The sequence below is a fragment of the Streptomyces doebereineriae genome (genome assembly GCF_031845645.1).
Lineage (GTDB): Bacteria > Actinomycetota > Actinomycetes > Streptomycetales > Streptomycetaceae > Streptomyces > Streptomyces canus.
The window spans coordinates 526097-548528 of the sequence record NZ_JAVREZ010000004.1; the positions used below are offsets into that span (position 1 = coordinate 526097).

Here is a 22432-nt window from a genome sequence, read left to right on the forward strand (position 1 = left end):
CCCAGGGGCGGGCGATGGAGCAGACACACACCTCCCACAACGGCACGACGGCTACGCCGGGCGCACAGCGCCGGGTACTGGTCGTCGAGGACGATCCGACGATCGTCGACGCCATCGCGACCCGCCTGCGCGCCGAGGGATTCCTCGTGCAAACGGCGGTCGACGGTCCGTCGGCGGTGGACACGGCAGAGGCCTGGCAGCCGGACCTGCTGATCCTCGACATCATGCTGCCCGGCTTCGACGGTCTCGAGGTCTGCCGCCGTGTGCAGGCCGCCCGTCCGGTGCCGGTGATGATGCTCACCGCGCGGGACGACGAGACCGACATGCTGGTCGGGCTCGGCGTCGGCGCCGACGACTACATGACCAAGCCGTTCTCGATGCGTGAGCTGGCCGCGCGCGTGCACGTCCTGCTGCGGCGGGTCGAGCGGGCCGCACTGGCGGCCGCGACGCCCCGGTCCGGCATCCTCCGGCTCGGCGAGCTGGAGATCGACCACGCGCAGCGCCGGGTGCGGGTGCGCTCGGAGGACGTGCATCTGACGCCCACCGAGTTCGACCTCCTGGTGTGCCTGGCGAACACCCCGCGCGCGGTGCTCTCCCGTGAGCAGCTGCTGGCCGAGGTGTGGGACTGGGCGGACGCCTCCGGCACCCGCACGGTCGACAGCCACATCAAGGCGCTGCGCCGGAAGATCGGCGCCGAACGGATCCGTACGGTGCACGGCGTGGGCTACGCCCTGGAGACGCCGACGCCATGAGCGAGGGTCCGGCCGGCCGGAGAAGCCCCAGGGAGCCCTGGGGCGGCGTAAGCCCGTTCTCGATCAAGACGAAGCTGGGTGTCCTGGTCGTCATCGCGGTCCTCATCACCACCGGGCTGATGATGATCGCGATGCGCACGGCGACGGAGCTGCGCTTCATCACGGTCTTCTCGATGATCGCCACACTGCTCATTACGCAGTTCGTGGCGCATTCGCTCACCGCGCCACTGGACGACATGAACGCGGTCGCCCGGTCCATCTCGCACGGCGACTACACCCGCCGGGTGCGCGAGAACCGGCGGGACGAGCTGGGCGACCTGGCCCAGACGATCAACCGCATGGCGGACGACCTGGAGGCCCAGGAACGCCAGCGCAAGGAACTTGTGGCAAATGTCTCCCACGAGCTGCGCACGCCCATCGCGGGCCTGCGCGCGGTGCTGGAGAACATCGTCGACGGGGTCACCCAGGCCGACCCCGAGACCATGCGCACGGCCCTGAAGCAGACCGAGCGGCTCGGCCGGCTGGTGGAGACGCTGCTGGACCTGTCCCGGCTCGACAACGGCGTCGTACCGCTGAAAAAGCGCCGTTTCGAGGTGTGGCCGTACCTGTCGGGCGTGCTGAAGGAGGCCAACATGGTCGCCACGGCGCGCGCGGGCATCGCGTCCGGGTCCGGCAGTCACACCCGCAACGACGTCCATCTGCACCTCGACGTGTCCCCGCCGGAGCTCACCGCGCACGCCGACCCGGAGCGCATCCACCAGGTCGTCGCCAACCTCATCGACAACGCGGTCAAGCACAGCCCGGCGCACGGCCGGGTGACGGTCAAGGCGCGGCGCGGGTCCCTGCCGGAGTCGCTCGAGCTGGAGGTGCTCGACGAGGGCCCCGGCATTCCGCGCTCGGAGTGGCACCGCGTCTTCGAGCGGTTCAACCGCGGCCAGGTCAGGCGGCCGCACGGGCCGGGCAGCGACGGCGGCACCGGACTCGGGCTCGCGATCGCCCGCTGGGCGGTGGATCTGCACGGCGGCCGGATCGGAGTGGCCGAATCCGATCGGGGCTGCAGGATCCTTGTCACCCTTCCAGGACTTCCATCTCTGCCAAGTTGACGTAAAGTTCGAAGCGGAGCCACAAGATCCATCTCTGTTCCGCGTCGACGGACACGTGTGATCAGGCAGAGGGCCGCGCCGCCGTCGCGCAGGGCCCCGCCGGGCGCTTCCCTCTCGTGGATTCACGCAGCGGAACCACGCTTGTTTCCCGCCATTTCCACCCCCGAAACCCGCTCTTTGATGTGACTTACACGACGATGGACCGGCCCGGCCTGACCTTCACCGTCTTGGGGGCGTAGCCTTTATTCCCGCTGTCCATCACCTTGTGAGAAGCGGAAGAGGGCGGTTGCCGCCGTGTCGCCACAGTCCCCCAGTAACTCGAGCATCTCGACCGACGCAGACCAAGCGGGCAAGAACCCCGCTGCCGCGTTCGGCCCGAACGAGTGGCTCGTCGACGAGATCTATCAGCAGTACCTCCAGGACCCGAATTCGGTAGACCGTGCCTGGTGGGACTTCTTCGCCGACTACAAGTCGGGGGCCGCCGCTCCGGCTGCGGCGGGTACCGCGGCCGCGGGGGCCGCGGAGACCACCACCGCGGCCGCGGCCGCACCGGCTCCCACCGCACCGGCTCAGGCCGCTCCGGCTCAGGCTGCCGCGCCGGCCCCGGCCGCTGCTCCTGCCGCAAAGCCGGCCGCCGCGGCTCCGGCCCCCGCCAAGGCCGCACCGGCCGCCGCTCCGGCTCAGGCCGCTCCGGCTGCCAAGCCGGCCGCCGCGAAGCCTGCTGCCGCCGCGAAGCCCGCCGCCGCGGGTTCTTCCGCGGAGGGCCCGGAGATGGTGACCCTGCGCGGTCCCGCCGCCGCGGTCGCGAAGAACATGAACGCCTCCCTGGAGCTGCCCACGGCCACGTCCGTGCGCGCGGTCCCGGTGAAGCTGCTCTTCGACAACCGCATCGTCATCAACAACCATCTGAAGCGGGCCCGGGGCGGGAAGATCTCCTTCACGCACCTGATCGGCTACGCGATGGTGCAGGCCATCAAGGCCATGCCGTCGATGAACTGGCACTACGCGGAGAAGGACGGGAAGCCCACCCTCGTCAAGCCGCCGCACGTCAACTTCGGCCTCGCCATCGACCTGGTGAAGCCCAACGGCGACCGCCAGCTGGTCGTCGCGGGCATCAAGAAGGCCGAGACGCTGAACTTCTTCGAGTTCTGGCAGGCCTACGAGGACATCGTCCGCCGCGCCCGTGACGGCAAGCTGACGATGGACGACTTCTCGGGTGTGACGGTCTCCCTGACCAACCCGGGCGGCCTCGGTACGGTCCACTCCGTGCCGCGTCTGATGCCCGGCCAGTCGGTCATCATGGGCGTCGGCTCCATGGACTACCCGGCGGAGTTCCAGGGCACCTCCCAGGACACCCTGAACAAGCTCGGCATCGCCAAGGTCATGACGCTCACGTCGACCTACGACCACCGGGTCATCCAGGGTGCCGCCTCCGGCGAGTTCCTGCGGATCGTCGCGAACTTCCTCCTCGGTGAGGGCGGCTTCTACGACGAGATCTTCGAGGCGCTGCGCATCCCCTACGAGCCGGTCCGCTGGCTCAAGGACATCGACGCCTCGCACGACGACGACGTCACGAAGGCCGCCCGCGTCTTCGAGCTGATCCACTCCTACCGGGTCCGCGGCCACGTCATGGCCGACACCGACCCGCTGGAGTACCGCCAGCGCAAGCACCCCGACCTGGACATCACCGAGCACGGCCTCACCCTGTGGGACCTGGAGCGGGAGTTCGCGGTCGGCGGCTTCGCCGGCAAGTCCCTGATGAAGCTGCGCGACATCCTCGGTGTGCTGCGCGACTCGTACTGCCGCACCACCGGCGTCGAGTTCATGCACATCCAGGACCCGAAGCAGCGCCGGTGGATCCAGGACCGCATCGAGCGCTCGCACACCAAGCCGGAACGCGAGGAGCAGCTGCGCATCCTGCGCCGGCTGAACGCCGCGGAGGCCTTCGAGACCTTCCTGCAGACGAAGTACGTCGGCCAGAAGCGCTTCTCCCTGGAGGGCGGCGAGTCCGTCATCCCGCTGCTCGACGCGGTACTGGACTCGGCCGCCGAGTCCCGCCTGGACGAGGTCGTCATCGGCATGGCCCACCGCGGCCGGCTGAACGTCCTCGCCAACATCGTCGGCAAGTCGTACGCGCAGATCTTCCGCGAGTTCGAGGGCAACCTCGACCCGAAGTCGATGCACGGCTCCGGCGACGTGAAGTACCACCTGGGCGCCGAGGGCACCTTCACGGGCCTGGACGGCGAGCAGATCAAGGTGTCGCTGGCCGCGAACCCGTCCCACCTGGAGACGGTCGACCCGGTCATCGAGGGCATCACCCGCGCCAAGCAGGACATCATCAACAAGGGCGGCACGGACTTCACGGTCCTGCCGGTCGCCCTGCACGGCGACGCGGCCTTCGCGGGCCAGGGCGTGGTGGCCGAGACCCTGAACATGTCACAGCTGCGGGGTTACCGCACCGGCGGCACGGTCCACATCGTCATCAACAACCAGGTCGGCTTCACGGCCGCCCCGGAGTCCTCCCGCTCGTCGATGTACGCGACGGACGTGGCGAGGATGATCGAGGCCCCGATCTTCCACGTGAACGGCGACGACCCGGAGGCCGTGGTCCGGGTGGCCCGGCTGGCCTTCGAGTTCCGCCAGGCGTTCAACAAGGACGTGGTGATCGACCTCATCTGCTACCGCCGCCGCGGTCACAACGAGTCGGACAACCCGGCCTTCACCCAGCCGCTGATGTACGACCTGATCGACAAGAAGCGCTCGGTGCGCAAGCTGTACACCGAGTCCCTGATCGGTCGCGGCGACATCACCCTGGAAGAGGCCGAGCAGGCCCTGCAGGACTACCAGGGCCAGCTGGAGAAGGTCTTCACGGAGGTCCGCGAGGCCGTCACGGCCCAGCCGGCCGCCGGACCGGTCTCCGACCCGCAGGCCGAGTTCCCGGTCGCCGTGAACACCGCGATCTCCTCGGAGACCGTGAAGCGGATCGCCGAGTCCCAGGTCAACATCCCCGACACCTTCCACGTCCACCCGCGTCTGCTGCCGCAGCTGCAGCGCCGGGCGTCGATGGTCGAGGACGGCACGATCGACTGGGGCATGGGCGAGACGCTGGCCGTCGGCTCCCTGCTCCTGGAGGGCACCCCGGTCCGTCTGTCCGGCCAGGACTCCCAGCGCGGCACCTTCGGCCAGCGCCACGCGGTGCTGATCGACCGGGAGACGGGCGAGGAGCACACTCCGCTCCAGTACCTCAACGAGGACCAGGCCCGCTACAACGTCTACAACTCCCTCCTGTCCGAGTACGCGGTCATGGGCTTCGAGTACGGCTACTCGCTGGCCCGCCCCGACGCGCTCGTGCTGTGGGAGGCGCAGTTCGGTGACTTCGTCAACGGCGCGCAGACGATCGTCGACGAGTACATCTCGGCGGCGGAGCAGAAGTGGGGCCAGACCAGCGGTGTGACGCTGCTCCTCCCTCACGGCTACGAGGGCCAGGGCCCGGACCACTCGTCCGCGCGCGTGGAGCGCTTCCTCCAGCTCTGCGCCCAGAACAACATGACGGTCGCGATGCCGACCCTCCCGTCGAACTACTTCCACCTCCTGCGGTGGCAGGTGCACAACCCGCACCACAAGCCGCTGGTGGTCTTCACACCGAAGTCGATGCTGCGCCTCAAGGCCGCCGCGTCGAAGACGGAGGAGTTCACGTCGGGTCAGTTCCGCCCGGTCATCGGCGACACGTCGGTGGACGCGGCCGCGGTCAAGAAGGTCGTCTTCTGCGCCGGCAAGGTCTACTACGACCTCGACGCCGAGCGTCAGAAGCGCGGTGTCACGGACACGGCGATCATCCGCGTCGAGCGCCTCTACCCCCTTCCGGGTGCCGAGCTCCAGGCCGAGATCGCCAAGTACCCGAACGCCGAGAAGTACCTCTGGGCCCAGGAGGAGCCGGCGAACCAGGGCGCATGGCCCTTCATCGCCCTCAACCTGATCGACCACCTGGACCTGGCGGTCGGCGCGGACATCCCGCACGGCGAGCGCCTGCGCCGGATCTCCCGCCCGCACGGCTCGTCCCCGGCGGTCGGTTCCGCCAAGCGGCACCAGGCGGAGCAGGAGCAGCTCGTGCGTGAGGTGTTCGAGGCGTAACCGCTCTCGAAGGCTGTACGGAACCGGGCCGCACCCCTCTTCGAAAGGGGTGCGGCCCGGCCGTTTCGGCGCACTTATCCTTGAGCCATGTACTTCACGGACCGTGGCATCGAGGAACTGGAGAAGCGGCGCGGTGAGGAGGAGGTCACCTTCGAGTGGCTCGCCGAGCAGCTGCGGACGTTCGTCGATCTCAATCCCGACTTCGAGGTGCCGGTGGAGCGGCTGGCCACGTGGCTGGCCCGGTTGGACGACGAGGACGACGAATAGGGTCGTACGGCTTCTCCACCGCGGGGCGCCCCTGAGGTGCCCCGCTTTTCGTGCCGGTGATCGGACGTGGGGGTCAGTCGCGGGGGTGCGTCAGGTCGTACGACAGCCCGAGCGCCCCGTGCGCCAGCAGCAGCGCTCCCGCCGTGAGCCAGCCGCCGCTGCGGTGGCGCAGGCCCCAGGCGGCCAGCGGGAGGCCTGCCGCCATCTGGGCCAGGGCCAGGGCGCGGGCCTTCGGGTCGCCGGACCAGGGGAGCCAGGGGGTGAGGCGGCGGCCCGCGACCACTTCGAGTTCGCCGCGGACCGTCTGCCAACCCTCCCACTCGATCGGGCGGGCGTCCGGCAGGTCCCGGGCCACCTCGAGCAGGCGGTCGGTCGGTTCGCCGGGAGCGAGGCCGGCGGGAAGGTCCAGGCCCACGCGCGCGAGGACCGCGAGCAGGCCGCGCAGGCGGGCACGGGCGTCGGAGGCGGGGTCCGGTTTCGTGAGGTGGTCGAGGGACTGGGCGTCCAGAACCGGGTCGAGGGCCAGACGGGCCGCGAAGGTGTGCATGGCCTCGTCCTCGCCCGCCAGGGTGCCGTTGGCGAGCCAGACGTAGCCCACAGGGCGGCGGAAGCCGGACGCGAGGGTGTAGCCGCCGCGGTCGGCGTCCCACCCCAGGGCGAGAACGGGCCAGGGAGCGCCGACCGCCAGGGCGGTGGCCCAGCCCGTCATGACACGGTCGACCGGCTCCTCGCCGTGCAGCCACGGGCCGCCTTCCGGCACGAGGACGCTCCAGCCCTCCCCCGCGCGCATGAGCCGCATGCGGTCGCGCAGCAACCGGGCGACGGGGGCGACGGAATCCGGCTCGGCCCGGCAGAGCAGCAGGGCGCCGGGGGCGGGACCGGTACGACCGGTTCGGGAGGTGGCTTCCGACATGGTCACACGCTAGGGCGATTTGCGGGGGTTGGTCGTATTTGAAGCCTGCGCTGTCCCCGGAAAGAGTGTCTTGACTTTCGGCGTCCACGATATATCGTGAATTTCACGAGACGCGATATGGCGCGTTGCTACGGGGAGGTCTGCACCATGCCCGAGTGGTCCGTCACGGAGCCCAGGAAGCTCACCTTCGACGAGCCCGTACGCGAACTCCACGTGCGCATCGTCAACGGAACGGTGAACGTGGTGGGCACGGACGAAGGTTCCGCACGCCTGGAGGTGTCCGAGATCGAGGGACCACCTCTGGTCGTCACCCAGGAGGGCGGGACCCTCACAGTGGCCTACGAGGACCTGCCCTGGAAGGGGTTCCTCAAGTGGCTCGACCGCAAGGGCTGGCGGCGCAGCGCGGTCGTCTCGCTGGCCGTGCCGGCCGACACCCGCGTCGAGGTGGGTGTGGTCAGCGCCGCCGCCGTCGTGTCGGGGCTGCGCGCCCCGTCGGTGGTGAAGGGGGTCAACGGCGACACGACCCTCGTCGGCCTTTCCGGACCGGTCCGCGCCGACACCGTCTCCGGAAACCTGGAGGCGCAGGCCGTCACCGGTGACCTGCGCTTCAACTCGGTCTCCGGGGATCTCACCGTCGTGGAAGGCTCCGGACCCTCGGTGCGGGCCGACTCGGTCAGCGGCTCGATGATCGTGGACCTCGATCCGGAGGGCCCCACCGAGGTCCGGCTGACCAGTGTCTCGGGGGAGATCGCCATCCGGCTCCCCCAGCCCGCGGACGCGGAGGTGGAGGCCAACACCGCGAGCGGGACGATCTCCAACGCCTTCGACGGCCTGCGCGTGCACGGCCAGTGGGGCGCCCACAAGGTCACGGGCCGCCTCGGCGCCGGCACCGGCAAGCTCCGCGCGACCACCGTCTCCGGCTCCATCGCCCTCCTGCGCCGCCCGCCCCGGGAGGACGAGGAGGAGCCGTGGGAGACGGATCCCTTCGTGAAGGACGCCGGCACGGGTGCCGGACCGGCCGACGCCGCCGGCCCGGTGGACGGCGAGGGCGGCGCCTCGGGGGACAATTCCCTTTCCGGCCGGGCCGACCACCCCGACCTCACGGACGACCACGACCCCGCGGACGATCCGACGGACGACCCGACCCGCGCCCCGGCCGACGGCACGACCGACAAGAAGGTGCTCTGACATGCCTCCCGTCTTCGCCCACGGCCGCCTCCGTCTGTACCTGTTGAAGCTGCTGGACGAGGCCCCGCGCCACGGCTACGAGGTGATCCGGCTCCTGGAGGAGCGTTTCCAGGGCCTGTACGCTCCCTCGGCGGGCACCGTCTACCCCCGATTGTCCAAGCTGGAGGCGGAGGGCCTGGTCACCCACACCACCGAGGGCGGCCGCAAGGTGTACGCCATCACGGACGCGGGCCGTGCCGAGCTGGCCGACCGCAGCGGTGAACTGGCCGACCTGGAGCTGGAGATCCGCGACTCGGTCGCCGAGCTCGCCGCCGAGATCCGGGCCGATGTGCGCGGCGCGGCGGGTGATCTGCGGCGCGAGATGCGGGCGGCCGCGACCCAGGCCCGCCGGGGCGGTGGCACCAAGGAAGGCACCGGCGAACACGAGGGCCCCTTCGGGGACTTCACGGAGTACGCCGACAAGGAGGCGTGGCGCACCGCCAAGGAGGAGATGCGCCGCGTCAAGCAGGAGTGGAAGGAGCAGGCCCGGCGCGCCAAGGACGAGAGCCGCCGCGCCCGCGAGGAGGCCCAGCGGGCCCGCCGCCAGGCCAAGGAGGCCCAGGACCGGGCCCGGGAGCAGGCGCAGGAGGAGGTGCAGCGCATCGCCAAGCGCGTACAGGAGCAGGTGCAGGACCACTTCGCGCGCGGCGACTGGCCGACGGGGGTGCGCGAGGGGCTGACCGAACTGGCCAAGGAGTTCGGCGAGTTCGGGAAGGACTACGGCAAGGAGTTCGGGAAGGACTTCGGCTTCGGGCGGGGCGGCGCGAAGTCCGAGAAGGCCGAGCGGCCCGAGGGGACGCCATCCGGCCCCCAGTACTCGCACACCCCGGAGGACTTTCCCGCCGAGTACGAACCCTCCTGGGCCCACGAGGACTCCACCGGCGACCCGGCCCGCGACCTGGACCGCCTGCTCGACCGCTTCCGCGACGACATCCGCGACGCGGCCCGCGACCACGGCATCACGGCCGACCAGCTGCGCGACGCCCGCCGCCATCTGTCGACGGCGGCGGCCCACATAGGAGCGCTGCTGCGAGTGCCGAAGGCGTGAACCGGCCGGGGCGCCGCCGTCTTGGGCGTCGGCGCCCCGGCGGGACTCAGCCGGCCGCCTTCGCCTCTCCCCCGCCGTAGAGGACACGCATGACCGACTCATAGGTCACCCCGTGATCGGCGAGAACCTCCCCGGGCACCCCCGGCCTGATCGTCAGGGCCAGCAGGATGTGCTCGTCGCCGACATGGCGGTCCCGCCGGGCCACAGCGATACGGAGCGCCTTCTCCAGGATCTCCTTGGCGCCCCGCCCGAAGGAGCGCCGCCCGGACCACCACCCCTTGTCCTTCCGGTCGCCGGACATCGCCCCGACCCCGTGCACCTCCTCGACCCGGGCGACGATCTCCGAGACGTCGATCCCGAGCCCGGCCAGCGCCTCGGCGTCCGCCTGGGACAGCCCGGCCCGCCGCCGCGCCTCGCCCAGCGCCTCCCGTACGGCGTCCCCACGCTCAGCCAGCCCGAGAGCGGCCAGGGCGAAGGAGGCCCGGCCGGCCTCCCGGTCCAGCAGCGCCAGCAGCGCCAGCAGCAGATGCTCGGCGTCCACGGAACCCGTCCCAGCCCCCTCGGCATGCTCGACCGCACCCATGACCACCGCCCGGGCGTCCTTCGTGAACCGCTCGAACATCAATGCCTCCCGTACTTTTTGTGCACGGCCTGCCTGCTCACTCCGAGTTCCGCGGCGATCTCCTGCCACGACCAGCCCTGATTGCGCGCGCTGCGCACCTGCACCGACTCCAGCTGCTCCAGCAGCCTGCGCAGTGCGGCGACGGCACGCAGTCCGACCCGGGGATCGCGATCACCGGCGCGCTCGGCGAGATCCGTTGCTTCGGTCATGATGTCAACCTACGTTGACGCCTAGTATCTGTCAACCACGATTGACAAACGTCGGCGGCCGGCCCGAAACCGGACCGGCCGCCGACGCGAAGAGAAGGAAGAGATCAGTCGTTCGTGAGCACGACCTTCCCGAACTGCTCACCGGACTCAACCCGTTGGAAGCCCTCACGCGCACGGTCCATCGGGAGCACCTCGTCGATCACGGGCCGCACACCCGTGGCCGCGCAGAACGCGAGCAGGTCCTCCAGCTCGTCCTTGGTCCCCATGGTCGAGCCGACGACCTTGAGCTCCAGGAAGAAAATCCGGGTCAGTTCGGCGTGCGAGGGGCGGTCGCCGCTCGTGGCACCGGAGATGACCACCGTGCCGCCGGGCTTGAGCGACTTCACGGAGTGCGACCAAGTGGCCGCGCCCACCGTCTCGATGACGGCGTCCACCCGCTGCGGCAGCCGTGCCCCCGGCTCCAGCGCCTCCACGGCCCCGAGCTCCACCGCACGCTTCCGCTTGGCCTCGTCCCGGCTGGTGGCGAAGACCCGCAGCCCCGCGGCCTTCCCCAGCACGATCGCGGCCGTGGCGACACCACCGCCCGCCCCCTGCACCAGCACGGAGTCTCCGGGCCGCACCCCGGCATTCGTGAACAGCATCCGGTACGCCGTCAGCCAGGCCGTGGGCAGACAGGCGGCCTCCGCGAAGGACAGCTCCTTCGGTTTGGGGAGGACGTTCCAGGTCGGCACGGCAACCTGCTCGGCGAACGTCCCCTGATAGTGCTCGGTGAGGATGGAACGGGGCTCCTTGGGGCCGATGCCGTGCCCGCTCTGCCCTATGACGGAGTGCAGGACGACCTCGTTGCCGTCCTCGTCGACACCGGCGGCGTCACAGCCGAGGATCATCGGCAGCTTGTCCTCCGCGAGGCCTACGCCGCGCAGGGACCAGAGGTCATGGTGATTGAGGGAAGCGGCCTTGACGTCGACGACGCTCCAACCCGGGCGGGCTTCGGGGGCCGGGCGCTCCCCCAACTCCAGTCCCGAGAGCGGGTTGTCGCGGTCGATTCGGGCGGCGTAGACAGCGAACATGACCTTGACGATAGGTCCGCCGGCGGTGCGGGGGAACCGGGGCGCGCTGTGACACATGCCCTGTTGCGGTTGGGTGCGGGCAGCTGCGCCGGGCTTGGGCGGGGCGGCTACGGGGGTGCCGGGTTCGGTTGTCGGGCGGGTGCGGGTGAGTGGGGCTGGTCGCGCAGTTCCCCGCGCCCCTGGGGAGTCGCAGTCACCCGCGCCAGGACGGACCGTTCGCCGCACCCCCCACCCCGGCCCCGACCCACCCACCGGACCCGCCGCGCTACACCCGCCCCCACCGGCCCGCAGCCAATCGACAACCCCACCCTCACCCGATCAGCCGCACCCGAAAGCAAAGAAGTGGCCCCGCCCGGAACGAACCACACCCGGACGAGGCCACCTCACACCCAACAGAACTCAGCGGCGAGCGACACCCTCAGCCCGAGCCGCCGCGGCAACCGCCGCCGTAACCGCCGGAGCCACCCGCTCGTCGAACGGGGACGGGATCACGTAGTCCGCCGCCAGATCGTCCCCGACCACCGCGGCCAGCGCCTCGGCCGCCGCGAGCTTCATGCCCTCCGTGATCCGCGAGGCCCGCACCTGCAGCGCCCCCGCGAAGATCCCCGGAAACGCCAGGACGTTGTTGATCTGGTTCGGGAAGTCGGACCGCCCGGTGGCCACCACGGCCGCGTACTTGTGCGCGACATCCGGGTGCACCTCGGGGTCCGGGTTGGCCATCGCGAACACGAAGGCCCCCTCCGCCATGGAGGCGACCGCCGACTCCGCGACCGTACCGCCGGACACACCGATGAAGACGTCCGCACCCGCGAGCGCGTCCTCCAGCGACCCCGACAACCCCGCCTTGTTCGTGAACCCGGCCAGTTCCCGCTTCACGGACGTGAGGTCGTCCCGGTCGGCGGACACGACACCCTTGCGGTCGGCGACGGCGACATCGCCGATGCCCGCCTCGACGAGCATCTTGGCGATGGCCACGCCCGCCGCACCCGCACCGGAGATCACCGCACGAAGATCCCCGATGGACCGCCCGCTCAGCCGCGCGGCGTTCCGCAGTGCCGCCAGCGTCACGACCGCGGTCCCGTGCTGGTCGTCGTGGAACACGGGAATGTCGAGCCGCTCCTGGAGCCGCCGCTCGATCTCGAAGCACCGGGGAGCCGAGATGTCCTCGAGGTTCACGCCGCCGAAGGAGGGCGCCAGACGGACCACCGTCTCGATGATCTCGTCGACGTCCGTGCAGGCCAGCGCGAGCGGAACCGCGTCCACGCCGCCGAACTGCTTGAACAGGATCGCCTTGCCCTCCATGACCGGGAGGGAGGCCTCGGGCCCGATGTCGCCGAGCCCCAGCACGGCCGTACCGTCCGTCACGACGGCGACGACCGACGACTTCCACGTGTAGTCGTGGACAAGGTCCGGCTGCTCGGCGATGGCGCTGCACACCTTCGCCACGCCGGGCGTGTACGCGAGGGACAGGTCGTCCTTGTCACGGACCGGCACGGTGGCCTGCACAGCCATTTTGCCGCCGCGGTGCAGCGCGAACGCGGGGTCGAAGGAATCGAGGGGCTCCGCCCCTCCGTCCTGTCCCGTATCGCTGTCGCTGCGAGGATTGACGATCTCCGCTGCCACTTTGTCTTACCCCTTAGGTCTTCATGGTTTGAGGGTGGCCACTCCTGGTTGAGAAGTGGGCGGGCACCGCGTACGGCCCTGTTCACTGATGCGTACGGGCCGGTACACGACGGGCGCGCCGCACACGCGCCCTGAGCCCCGGATGAGGGGTGTAAAGAACCTTCTTACCGGACGACCGGCGTCGAGGACGAGTCCAATACGTCCAAGGTCACATGCCGGAACGTAAATCGATCATCGATCATCGGAGGCCGGTGACATGAATCATGGAGGGCCATCCGGACAAACCATCAGCGGGCCCTTGACGATCACCGGACGGTCGCTCAACCGACCGCGGCCCGCCCCGTCCAGGTCACCCGCTCCGCGACGCACACCGAAGATCTTCCGGCCGGAATGCCAGATTCCCGCAGATGGTCCGGTCGTGATGTACGGACATGGTGCGGTTCGGGGGTCACCCGTTATCCGATTTTGACATGACCGGCCCCCTGAATGGTCCAGTCCGAATGGCAAGATGCCGTCATCACACGAGGTCGCGACACTCGAAGGCGTGTGCTCTCGTCGACCTGAGGAATGAAGGCAGTGCTGCCGAACCACTCGGCAGCCGCCCCGCCCATCGGCAACTCCACCCATCCGCCGGAGGAACCCACCATGACCGCAAGCTCCACCCGTCGTACGACCGTCGCGCGCACCAGGACAGCCGCGGTAGGTGCGATCGCGGTCGCAGGCGCCCTGATTCTCACCGGTTGCGGTGACCAGACGGACAGCGGCGGCAGCAGCAAGGAATCCTCGTCGTCCAGCAGCGCCCCGCTGTTCGACAAGCTGCCCGCGAAGATCCAGAAGGCCGGCGTCATCAAGGTCGGCACCAACGCCGAGTACGCCCCCATGGAGTACCAGGAGGGCGGCAAGATCGTCGGCGTCGACCCCGACATCGCGGCCGCGCTCGGCAAGCAGCTGGGCGTGGAGTTCCAGTTCACCTCGGGCTCCTTCGACGGCCTGATCAGCTCCCTGAACTCCGGGCGCTACGACGTCGCCATGTCCTCCATCACGGACACCAAGGCGCGCCAGGAGGGCCTGGACGAGGACGGCAAGAAGCTCGGCCCCGGTGTCGACTTCGTCGACTACTTCACGGCCGGCACCGCCATCTACGTCCAGAAGGGCAACCCGAAGAAGATCGGCTCGATCGAGGACCTCTGCGGTCAGAAGGTCGCCGTGCAGCGCGGCACGACCTACGAGCAGGCGCTGCAGAAGCAGTCCAAGGCGTGCACCGAGGCCGGCAAGAAGAAGATGACGATCGAGTCGTTCGACAACGACACCGAGGCCCAGACCCGGGTGAAGTCGGGCGGCGCGGTCGCGGGCGTCAACGACTACCCGGTCGCCGTCGACCTCGCCCGCAAGGCCGATGGCGGCAACGCCTTCGAGGTCGTCGGCGAGCAGGTCGACGCCGGCCCGTTCGGCATCGCCGTGAACAAGGACAACAAGGAGCTCACGAGCGCCCTGGAGGCGGCCGTGAACGCCATCATCGAGGACGGCACGTACAAGAAGGTCCTGGACAAGTGGGGCGCCGAGACCGGCGCCATCGACAAGGCCGCGGTCAACGGCGGCAAGTGACGGACCCGGCACCACTGAAGGGCAGTCACGGTGACTGACAAGATCGACAAGGAGCCGGCGGACACACCGCCGCCGGCCTCCCTCCCACCGGAGACCATCAAGGCCATCCCGGTCCGCCACTACGGCCGCTACGTCAGCGCGGTCATCGTGCTGGCGCTGGTGGCCCTGCTGGTCAACGCGTTCGCCACCGCCGAGAAGATCCAGTGGAGCGCGGTCGGCGACAAGCTGTTCGACTCCACGGTCCTCGCGGGTGCCGGCCGCACCCTGCTGATCAGCGTCCTCGCGATGATCGTGGGCGTGGTCCTCGGCGTCGTGCTGGCCGTGATGCGGCTCTCCAAGAACCCGGTGACGAGCTGGGTGGCCTGGTTCTACATCTGGTTCTTCCGCGGGACCCCGGTCTACGTCCAGCTGCTGCTGTGGTTCAACCTGGCGCTGATCTTCCCGATGCTGAATCTCGGTCCGATCTACAAGGACGAGATGACGGACGTGATGACGCCGTTCATGTGCGCCCTGCTGGGCCTGGGCCTCAACGAGGCCGCGTACATGGCGGAGATCTGCCGCGCCGGTCTGATGGCCGTCGACGAGGGCCAGACGGAGGCCGCGCACGCGCTCGGCATGAGCCACGGCAAGACGCTGAGCCGGATCGTGATCCCGCAGGCGATGCGGGTGATCGTGCCGCCGACCGGCAACGAGTTCATCAACATGCTGAAGACCTCGTCGCTGGTGTACGCGGTGACGTACAACGAACTGCTGCGCGCCACCTCGACGATCGGCTCGACGTCGTACGCCGTCATGGAGATGCTGTTCGTGGCCTCCATCTGGTACCTGGTCATGACCAGCGTGTTCAGCGTCTTCCAGTACTACCTGGAGCGCCGTTTCGCCCGCGGTTCGTCCCGGAGCCTGCCGCCGACGCCGTGGCAGAAGATCAGGGTCAACCTGATGGCCTTCAGTCGCGAAAGGGGCGTGTGACATGACCGCCATGGTGAAGGCCGAGAGCGTCCACAAGTCCTTCGGCCTGGTGGAGGTCCTCAAGGGCATCGACCTGGAAGTGAAGCAGGGCGAGGTCTTCTGCCTCATCGGCCCCTCGGGCTCCGGCAAGTCGACCTTCCTGCGGTGCATCAACCACCTGGAGAAGGTCAACGCCGGCCGGCTGTACGTCGACGGCGAGCTGGTCGGCTACCGCGAGAAGGGCGACAAGCTGTACGAGCTCAAGGACAGCGAGGTCGCGCGGCAGCGCCGGGACATCGGCATGGTGTTCCAGCGGTTCAACCTGTTCCCGCACATGACGGCCGCCGAGAACGTCATGGAGGCACCGGTCCAGGTCAAGGGCGCGGGCAGGACCCAGGCCCGGGAACGCGCGCGGGAGCTCCTGGAGAAGGTGGGCCTGGCCGACAAGGCGGGCAGCTACCCCGCCCAGCTCTCCGGCGGCCAGCAGCAGCGCGTGGCGATCGCCCGGGCGCTCGCGATGGACCCGAAGCTGATGCTCTTCGACGAGCCGACCTCGGCGCTCGACCCGGAGCTGGTCGGTGACGTCCTCGACGTCATGCGCGACCTCGCCGAGTCCGGCATGACGATGGTCGTCGTCACCCACGAGATGGGCTTCGCCCGCGAGGTCGGCGACAGCCTGGTCTTCATGGACGACGGCGTGGTGGTGGAGTCCGGCGATCCCCGCGAGGTCCTGACGAACCCTCAGCACGAGCGCACGCAGGCGTTCCTGTCGAAGGTGCTCTAGCGGTACGACGTCGAAGGGGCGGTACGGGATTCCCGTACCGCCCCTTTCGCATGGGCACCTACTTGAGCGCGAGCAGCAGCGTGTCCGAGGGGGAGCACCACACCGGCCGGGCCTCCCCGAAGCCCTTCTCGCGCAGCACACGTGCGTGCCACGCGGCGGATGGCATGTCCCCGTCGGCGTGCTCGCCGTAGATCTCGAAGCGGCGCGCCGTCGGCCCGGCGAGCACGGGGTCCTCGGCGGCGACCTGCCACCATGCGGCCCAGTCGAGGGCGCCGTCCCGCTTGGCCTGATCCATGTGTGCGTGACGCTGCGCGCGTTCGGCCGCGTTGATCCGGGGCGTGGCCTCGTCGATCATGTGGTCCGCGTTCATGAAGACACCGCCGTCGCGCACGAGTTCCGCGATCCGGCCGTAGAGAGCCGCGAGGGGTTCGCTGTGCAGCCAGTGCAGGGCCGTGGCGGTCAGGACGGCGTCGTACGAGTCGTACGGCAGCTTCGCGGGCCAGTCCGGGTCCTTGAGGTCGGCCGTCACGAGGGTGACCCGCTCGTCGTCCGCGAACGTGCCCTCGGCGATGGCGAGGAGCGCCGGGTCGAGGTCCACGCCGGTGCTGGTCGCGTCGGGGAACCGGGCGAGCAGCCTGGCCGTGATACTTCCCGTGCCGCACGCGAGGTCGAGCACGCGCGGCCGGGGCCCGACGAGGGCCTCGACCATGTCGAGCATCACCCGGAACCGCTCCTCGCGGTCCGGCATGTACCACTCCTGCTGCCGGTCCCAGCTCTCCTGCCAGGCCTGCCAGTCCGTGCCGACACCAGTCGTCATGGGAGCCCCCTGTCCGCTCACTGTCGTAATACCCTGGAAGCACGATCAGCTGTTACCCGACCGTGCCACGACGATAGAACGCCTCCGTAAGGACTACAAGTGGAACTGGCCTATTACTCGGACTACGCCGTACGTCTGGTCAACAGCGAGGACCCGGCCCGCGGCAAGGACACACTGACCTCGGTGGAGGCCGTCCGCGATCTGTTCGGCGGCTACGGCACGGGCGCCCGCCGCGCCACCGACGCCGACGTCACCCGGTTCCGTTCGGTCCGGGCCCGGCTGCGGTCGGTCTTCGAGGCGGCGGACCAGGGCGACGAGACGCTCGCGGTGGACCTGCTGAACTCGCTCCTGCTGGAGTTCCCGGTGAGCCCGCAGATCTCCGGGCACGACTTCCGCGACGACGACGGCCGCCCGCTGTGGCACATGCACCTGGCGGACCACCCGTCCAACGCCACCGCCGGGTACGCGGCGATCGCGGCGATGGGCCTGGCGTTCCACCTCACCGAGTACGGCGTGGACCGGCTGGGCCTGTGCGAGGCGGCCCCCTGCCGCAACGCCTACCTGGACACCTCCACCAACCGCTCCCGGCGCTACTGCTCCGACCGCTGCGCCACCCGCGCCAACGTGGCCGCCTACCGTGCCCGCAAACGCCTGGAGGCCGACCGGTCGGGGAAGACGGGCCGTACGGCTGACAGCGCCCAGCGCGCGGCGGCCAGCGGCGAGCGCTGACCCGGCTTGAGCGGCCGGTAACGCAGCCGGGCCTTCCCCAGCACGAGCTCCTCGGGGACGACGCCGTAGTCCGTGCTGTCGCCGCCCGCGAACGCGTTGTCCCCGAGCACCCACCAGCCGCCCTCGCGGCGCTCGACGGCCCGCTTGACGACGAGCAGGTCCTGCTGGAACGGATGCCGCAGAACCACGATGTCACCGGGACCGACCCTGGCCCCCCAGTGCACGACGAGCTGGTCACCGTGCTGGAGCGTGGGCACCATCGACGGCCCGGTCACCTCGGCCACCCCGACAAAGGGCAGCAACGACCTCTCCCGCTCGGTCTCCTGCGACAGCTCCGGCATCCCCGGCACCTCCCCGGTACGTTCATCCACCAGTCTCAGTCTGACCCCGGACTTTTGTCCTAAGCCCATGGGGGCACCCGCGAATTCGCCTCTCTCAGGGAGTAATGTCGCACCAGAGAAGACGATCACGAGGAAGGAATGCTCCATGCTTTCCCGCCTGTTTGCCCCCAAGGTCAAGGTCAGCGCACACTGCGACCTGCCCTGCGGTGTGTACGACCCGGCCCAGGCCCGCATCGAGGCGGAGTCGGTGAAGGCCGTGCAGGAGAAGATGGCCGCCAACGACGACCCGCACTTCCAGGCCCGTGCCACGGTCATCAAGGAGCAGCGCGCCGAGCTCGCGAAGCACCACGTTTCCGTGCTCTGGAGCGACTACTTCAAGCCCCCGCACTTCGAGAAGTACCCGGAGCTGCACCAGCTGGTCAACGACGCCCTCAAGGCCCTCTCGGCCGCCAAGGGCTCGACCGACCCGGCCACCGGTCAGAAGGCTCTGGACTACATCGCCCAGATCGACAAGATCTTCTGGGAGACCAAGAAGGCCTGACCCCAGGGTCGGTGAACGTGTGGAAGGGGCTCGGCCGGCTGATACCGGCCGAGCCCGGGCCGCCGCCGGCTCACGCCCGCCGCCCCCCTTCCGCGTAGGACGTCAGCTCAGGACGAGCAGCACGGCCAGTGCGACGAGCAGGGAGTCGATCCGGTCCAGCAGGCCGCCGGAGCCGGGCAGCCAGTGGCCGGCGTCCTTGACCTGCGCACCCCTCTTGATCATGGATTCCAGCAGGTCCCCGGCGGGCCCGCCGACCGCCACCGCGACCGCCATCGGCCAGCTCAGCGCGGACAGCACGGCCAGCACGCCGAGCCCGGCCGCGGCCCCGGCGAGGGTCCCGCTCCATCGCTTGGCCGGTGACAGCGGCGACAACCGTGGCCCACCGAGCCGTCGTCCGGCGAAGTACGCCGTGATGTCGGCGACCGAGACCGCCACGAACAACGCCAGCGCGCTTGCCCCGAGGGGCACCAGCGCGGCCAGCACACTCAGCCAGGCCAGCCCGAGCAGCCCGGCGCCGAGCCGACGCAGGCCATGCTCGGCGTCGCCGGTCACCAACGGCACCGCGGCCACCGTGAGCGCCCCGACCGCCAGCGCCCGAAGCACCTCGCCGGGCGCCAGCCAGGCGGTCAGCACCACACCCGCCACCGCCGCGGCCAGCACCGCACGGTCCGCCCTGCCCAGCAGCATCAGCCCGCCGAACTCCAGCACCGCGATCACCCCGACCACGACGGCGACGGCCGCGGTACCCGGCTCGCCCCACCAGAACGCCCCGGTGACCAGCGGCACCCCGACCGCCCAGGCGCACCACCGGACGATCAGCTCGCGGCGCCTTGAGGCCGCCACCGCCACACCGCCCAGGGCCAGCGCCCCACCAAGGTAGGGCGCCAGCGAGGCCACGGTGATCACCGAGCGGCTCCCGTGGCGGAAACGCCCACGGGCGTCGCCACGGGCGCGGCGGACCCCGGCCGCAGCACGTCCAGGGCGGCCCGGCACGCCGCCACGATGCGCGCGTTCTCGGTGGTGTCCCGGACCGCGATGCGCACGGTGCGCCCCTCGTACCGCGGCGACAACGGCGACAGGTCGCGCAGATACACACCCTGGCGGCGGCACTCGTGCACCAGTTGCGCGGCACTCGGTCCGCCCGGCGGCAGGGTCACCGAGAGGAAGTTCGCCACGGACTCCTCGACCGTCACGTCCTGCGCCGACCCGGCCAGATCCGCCGCAAGCCGCCGACGCAGGGCGTGCGTGGCATGCCAGCGGTCGAGGTAGTACTCCGGAGCGCGCAACGCCGCCACGGCGGCCAGCTGTGCCGGCAGACTGACCGGCCAGGGCGGAGTCCATCGGCGCAGTTCCTCCGCCGTGGCCGGTTCGGCCACCACGTACGCGGCCCGCATGCCGGACAGCGCGTACATCTTCGACAGCGAGGTGCAGACGGTCACCCGCGGGTCCGTAGCGGCGAGGCCGGCGAGTGACTCGTCCAGGCCGACGTAGCCCAGGTATGCCTCGTCGATCCACCAGTGCGTACGGTCCGGCGCGGCCGCGATCACTGCGCGCAGCCCGGACGCCGGCGCGTGCCGCCCGGTCGGGTTGTTCGGGTTGACCACCACGACGAGGTCGTAGCGGCCGGAGTGGACGGCCGCGGACAGCCGGTCCGGATCGATCCGCCAGCCGTCCTCACGGCGCAGCGGGAACCGGTCCACCCTGCATCCGATCACCCGCTCCGTGACGTGGGCGTACTCGCCGTAGCACGGGTCGGTCAGCAGTACCCGGCTCTGCGGGGTCAGTCGGCGGCCGAACGCCCGGAAGATCAGGTCGGACGAACCGGCCCCCACCGCCAGCGCGTCCTGCGGCAGTTGCCGGGCCGCGGCGATCTCCGCCGACAGACCCTCGGCGCCGGACGGCGGCGAGGTACGGGCGGCCCAGTCCGGGTCGTCCGCGAGGGCCGCCCGCACTCCTGGGGCCGGCGGGAACCAGGCGTCCAGCACATCGGCCATGACGATGTCGTGCCGCCGGTGCAGGGTGCGGAAGTCCGTGCCGATGGCCGTGAACGAGGCACCGCCGTGCTCGCAGCCGTCCGGCCGGGGCGCGAACGGCATGTCCAGCCGCCAGTCCACCACGGACCGCAACCGCTCCAGCGCGCTGCCGTACCGCTCCCTGGCCCGCCTCGTCAGCTCGGGCACACCGCCGGTCAGCACCTCGAACGTCACCGCCCCGCTGCGGACGGTACGGCCGACCTGGCGCAGACCGACGGCCCGGTACAGGTCGAGCACTTCCGTACGCCCCATCGCCACCACCCGACGGCCGCCCCGGGAGGCGATCCAGCGCAGCGCCGCGTACATCAGCAGGGGCGCCGCCGAGGTGGCGCGCCAGCGCGGCTCGACGGTGAGGATGCGCACCTCGAACACGTCGTCGCCGGCCAACACCGGCAGTTCGTCGCGGGTCAGGTACTTGTCCAGCCCGAACCGCCCCAGCCAGGGCGGGGTGAGGCTGACGAAGCCGATGCGGGCGGTTCCGCGCGCCGCGACGAGGTAGACGTTGTCACCGTCGAGACCGTCTCGCAGCCGCCCGGCCGGATCCGGCGTGTGCTGGCCCAACTCCTGTGCGTAGACCCGGTGACGCAGTTCGTGGATCCAGTCGAGATCCTCGGAAGTGGCTGAGCGCAGCTGCAGGTCCCGAACCATGAGCACCTCTTTCGACGCGGGTGAGTTGCATCATGGAAAACCCGCATCGCCCCTGCCAGAGCCGAGCGCCGCTACCCGCCTGAGTACGTGTACTCAGGCGCGATCGCCCCCGGTGTGCTCCAGGACCCGGCCCGCAACGCCTCCTAGTCCTCGCCCGCCTCCAGCAGTCCCGCCGCCGCGCCCACTATCCGCGGGTCCGGGGTGCCGACCACCTCGTCGTCCTTGTCCGAGTAGTCGAAGCGGGCCAGCACACTGCGCATGGCCTCGACGCGCGCCCGCTTCTTGTCGTTGCTCTTGACCACCGTCCAGGGCGCGAACTGGGTGTCCGTCTCACGGAACATGGCGACCTTGGCGGCGGTGTAGTCGTCCCAGCGGTCCAGGGACGCGAGGTCCATGGGGCTGAGCTTCCACTGCCGTACGGGATCGATCTGACGGATCGTGAAGCGGGTGCGCTGCTCGCCCTGGGAGACCGAGAACCAGAACTTCAGCAGGTCCACCCCGTCGTCGACGAGCATCCGCTCGAACAGCGGGGCCTGCCGCATGAAGCGCCGGTACTCGTCGTCCGAGCAGAAGTCCATGACCCGCTCCACCCCGGCCCGGTTGTACCAGGACCGGTCGAACAGCACGATCTCGCCCGCCGTCGGCAGATGTTCGACGTACCGCTGGAAGTACCACTGCCCGCGCTCGCGCTCGGTGGGCTTCTCCAGCGCCACCACCCGCGCGCCACGGGGGTTCAGGTGCTCCGTGAAGCGCTTGATGGTGCCGCCCTTGCCGGCCGCGTCCCGCCCCTCGAAGACGATGACGAGCCGGCGCCCGGTCTCCTTGATCCAGCTCTGCAGCTTCAGCAGTTCGATCTGCTGGAGCCGCTTGTGCCAGTCGTACTCCTTGCGCTCCATGCGGTGCGCGTAGGGGTAGTTCTCCCGCCAGGTGTCGATCGGGCTGCCGTCCGGGCGGATGAGGACGGGGTCGTCGGGGTCGGTGTAGTCGACCTTCAGATCGGTCAGCAGGGGCGTCATCGTTG

The 22432-nt window shown here is 70.1% G+C and carries 21 protein-coding genes; 11 read left to right on the top strand and 10 right to left on the bottom strand.

Features of this window, described 5'->3' with window-relative positions; translation table 11 throughout:
* Positions 1 to 14: 14 nt before the first annotated feature.
* The 4 genes from RNB18_RS15300 (at position 15) to RNB18_RS15315 (ending at position 6253) form a co-directional block, all read left to right on the top strand.
* Positions 15 to 752 (top strand): response regulator transcription factor, encoded by a 738-nt coding sequence (locus RNB18_RS15300; RefSeq protein WP_057612257.1) that lies wholly within the window; start codon positions 15 to 17, stop codon positions 750 to 752.
* The gene (locus RNB18_RS15305) at positions 749 to 1855 is read left to right on the top strand and encodes a HAMP domain-containing sensor histidine kinase (RefSeq protein WP_306976414.1); all 1107 of its coding nucleotides are present in this window, start codon (positions 749 to 751) and stop codon (positions 1853 to 1855) included. The genes RNB18_RS15300 and RNB18_RS15305 overlap by 4 nt, the downstream gene beginning before the upstream one ends.
* A 294-nt stretch (positions 1856 to 2149) precedes the next feature.
* Entirely contained in the window at positions 2150 to 5986 is a 3837-nt protein-coding gene (locus tag RNB18_RS15310; RefSeq protein WP_311714623.1) for a multifunctional oxoglutarate decarboxylase/oxoglutarate dehydrogenase thiamine pyrophosphate-binding subunit/dihydrolipoyllysine-residue succinyltransferase subunit, read from the top strand.
* An 87-nt stretch (positions 5987 to 6073) separates the two neighbouring features.
* Entirely contained in the window at positions 6074 to 6253 is a 180-nt protein-coding gene (locus RNB18_RS15315; RefSeq protein WP_003992906.1) for a DUF6104 family protein, read from the top strand.
* A gap of 73 nt (positions 6254 to 6326) precedes the next feature.
* Here the strand turns inward: RNB18_RS15315 and RNB18_RS15320 are convergent, their stop codons facing one another.
* The gene (locus RNB18_RS15320) at positions 6327 to 7166 is read right to left on the bottom strand and encodes a hypothetical protein (RefSeq protein ID WP_311714624.1); all 840 of its coding nucleotides are present in this window, start codon (positions 7164 to 7166) and stop codon (positions 6327 to 6329) included.
* A 147-nt stretch (positions 7167 to 7313) separates the two neighbouring features.
* Between RNB18_RS15320 and RNB18_RS15325 the strand changes: the two genes are divergently transcribed.
* Positions 7314 to 8354, top strand: a complete 1041-nt coding sequence (locus tag RNB18_RS15325) for a DUF4097 family beta strand repeat-containing protein (RefSeq protein WP_311714625.1) — start codon at positions 7314 to 7316, stop codon at positions 8352 to 8354.
* Between the two features lies 1 nt (position 8355).
* On the top strand, positions 8356 to 9441 hold the full coding sequence (locus RNB18_RS15330; protein ID WP_311714626.1) for a PadR family transcriptional regulator: 1086 nt from the start codon (positions 8356 to 8358) through the stop codon (positions 9439 to 9441).
* A 46-nt stretch (positions 9442 to 9487) separates the two neighbouring features.
* Here RNB18_RS15330 and RNB18_RS15335 read toward each other — a convergent pair whose 3' ends face one another.
* The 4 genes from RNB18_RS15335 to RNB18_RS15350 form a co-directional block, all read right to left on the bottom strand.
* Complete coding sequence (locus tag RNB18_RS15335; RefSeq protein ID WP_311714627.1) at positions 9488 to 10063, bottom strand: Clp protease N-terminal domain-containing protein; 576 nt, start codon at positions 10061 to 10063, stop codon at positions 9488 to 9490.
* A complete protein-coding gene (locus RNB18_RS15340) occupies positions 10063 to 10272 on the bottom strand; it encodes a helix-turn-helix domain-containing protein (protein ID WP_007384656.1) in 210 nt (69 codons plus the stop codon). The genes RNB18_RS15335 and RNB18_RS15340 overlap by 1 nt, the downstream gene beginning before the upstream one ends.
* 104 nt (positions 10273 to 10376) lie before the next feature.
* On the bottom strand, positions 10377 to 11342 hold the full coding sequence (locus RNB18_RS15345; protein ID WP_311714628.1) for a zinc-binding dehydrogenase: 966 nt from the start codon (positions 11340 to 11342) through the stop codon (positions 10377 to 10379).
* A 399-nt stretch (positions 11343 to 11741) separates the two neighbouring features.
* Entirely contained in the window at positions 11742 to 12965 is a 1224-nt protein-coding gene (locus tag RNB18_RS15350) for an NAD(P)-dependent malic enzyme (protein ID WP_311714629.1), read from the bottom strand.
* A gap of 645 nt (positions 12966 to 13610) precedes the next feature.
* Between RNB18_RS15350 and RNB18_RS15355 the strand changes: the two genes are divergently transcribed.
* From RNB18_RS15355 to RNB18_RS15365, 3 genes are read left to right on the top strand one after another with little or no spacing between them, the layout of a single operon-like run.
* Positions 13611 to 14570, top strand: a complete 960-nt coding sequence (locus RNB18_RS15355) for an ABC transporter substrate-binding protein (protein ID WP_311714630.1) — start codon at positions 13611 to 13613, stop codon at positions 14568 to 14570.
* Between the two features lie 30 nt (positions 14571 to 14600).
* Positions 14601 to 15539 (top strand): amino acid ABC transporter permease, encoded by a 939-nt coding sequence (locus RNB18_RS15360; RefSeq protein WP_057612172.1) that lies wholly within the window; start codon positions 14601 to 14603, stop codon positions 15537 to 15539.
* Position 15540: 1 nt separating this feature from the next.
* Positions 15541 to 16302, top strand: coding sequence for an amino acid ABC transporter ATP-binding protein (locus RNB18_RS15365; RefSeq protein WP_311714631.1), 762 nt, complete (start codon positions 15541 to 15543; stop codon positions 16300 to 16302).
* 58 nt (positions 16303 to 16360) lie between these two features.
* On the opposite strand, the gene RNB18_RS15370 is transcribed toward RNB18_RS15365, so the two are convergent.
* Positions 16361 to 17119 carry a class I SAM-dependent methyltransferase gene (locus RNB18_RS15370; protein ID WP_311714632.1) on the bottom strand — a complete coding sequence of 253 codons (759 nt, stop codon included), beginning with the start codon at positions 17117 to 17119 and terminating at the stop codon, positions 16361 to 16363.
* A gap of 99 nt (positions 17120 to 17218) precedes the next feature.
* Here RNB18_RS15370 and RNB18_RS15375 point away from each other — a divergent pair, with 99 nt between their 5' ends.
* Positions 17219 to 17848: a CGNR zinc finger domain-containing protein gene (locus RNB18_RS15375; protein WP_266559649.1), complete on the top strand. Its 630-nt coding sequence runs from the start codon at positions 17219 to 17221 to the stop codon at positions 17846 to 17848.
* Here the strand turns inward: RNB18_RS15375 and sodX are convergent.
* A complete protein-coding gene (gene sodX, locus RNB18_RS15380) occupies positions 17752 to 18189 on the bottom strand; it encodes a nickel-type superoxide dismutase maturation protease (protein WP_069765960.1) in 438 nt (145 codons plus the stop codon). The genes RNB18_RS15375 and sodX overlap by 97 nt on opposite strands.
* A 145-nt stretch (positions 18190 to 18334) precedes the next feature.
* Here sodX and sodN point away from each other — a divergent pair, with 145 nt between their 5' ends.
* Positions 18335 to 18730, top strand: coding sequence for a superoxide dismutase, Ni (gene sodN / locus RNB18_RS15385; RefSeq protein WP_007491258.1), 396 nt, complete (start codon positions 18335 to 18337; stop codon positions 18728 to 18730).
* A 102-nt stretch (positions 18731 to 18832) separates the two neighbouring features.
* Here the strand turns inward: sodN and RNB18_RS15390 are convergent, their stop codons facing one another.
* From RNB18_RS15390 to ppk2, 3 genes are all read right to left on the bottom strand, one after another.
* Entirely contained in the window at positions 18833 to 19636 is an 804-nt protein-coding gene (locus RNB18_RS15390) for a phosphatidate cytidylyltransferase (protein WP_311714633.1), read from the bottom strand.
* The gene (locus RNB18_RS15395) at positions 19633 to 21411 is read right to left on the bottom strand and encodes a histidinol-phosphate aminotransferase family protein (RefSeq protein WP_311714634.1); all 1779 of its coding nucleotides are present in this window, start codon (positions 21409 to 21411) and stop codon (positions 19633 to 19635) included. Before RNB18_RS15395 ends, RNB18_RS15390 begins: the two co-directional genes overlap by 4 nt.
* A gap of 143 nt (positions 21412 to 21554) precedes the next feature.
* A complete protein-coding gene (gene ppk2 / locus RNB18_RS15400) occupies positions 21555 to 22427 on the bottom strand; it encodes a polyphosphate kinase 2 (RefSeq protein ID WP_311714635.1) in 873 nt (290 codons plus the stop codon).
* Positions 22428 to 22432: the final 5 nt, after the last annotated feature.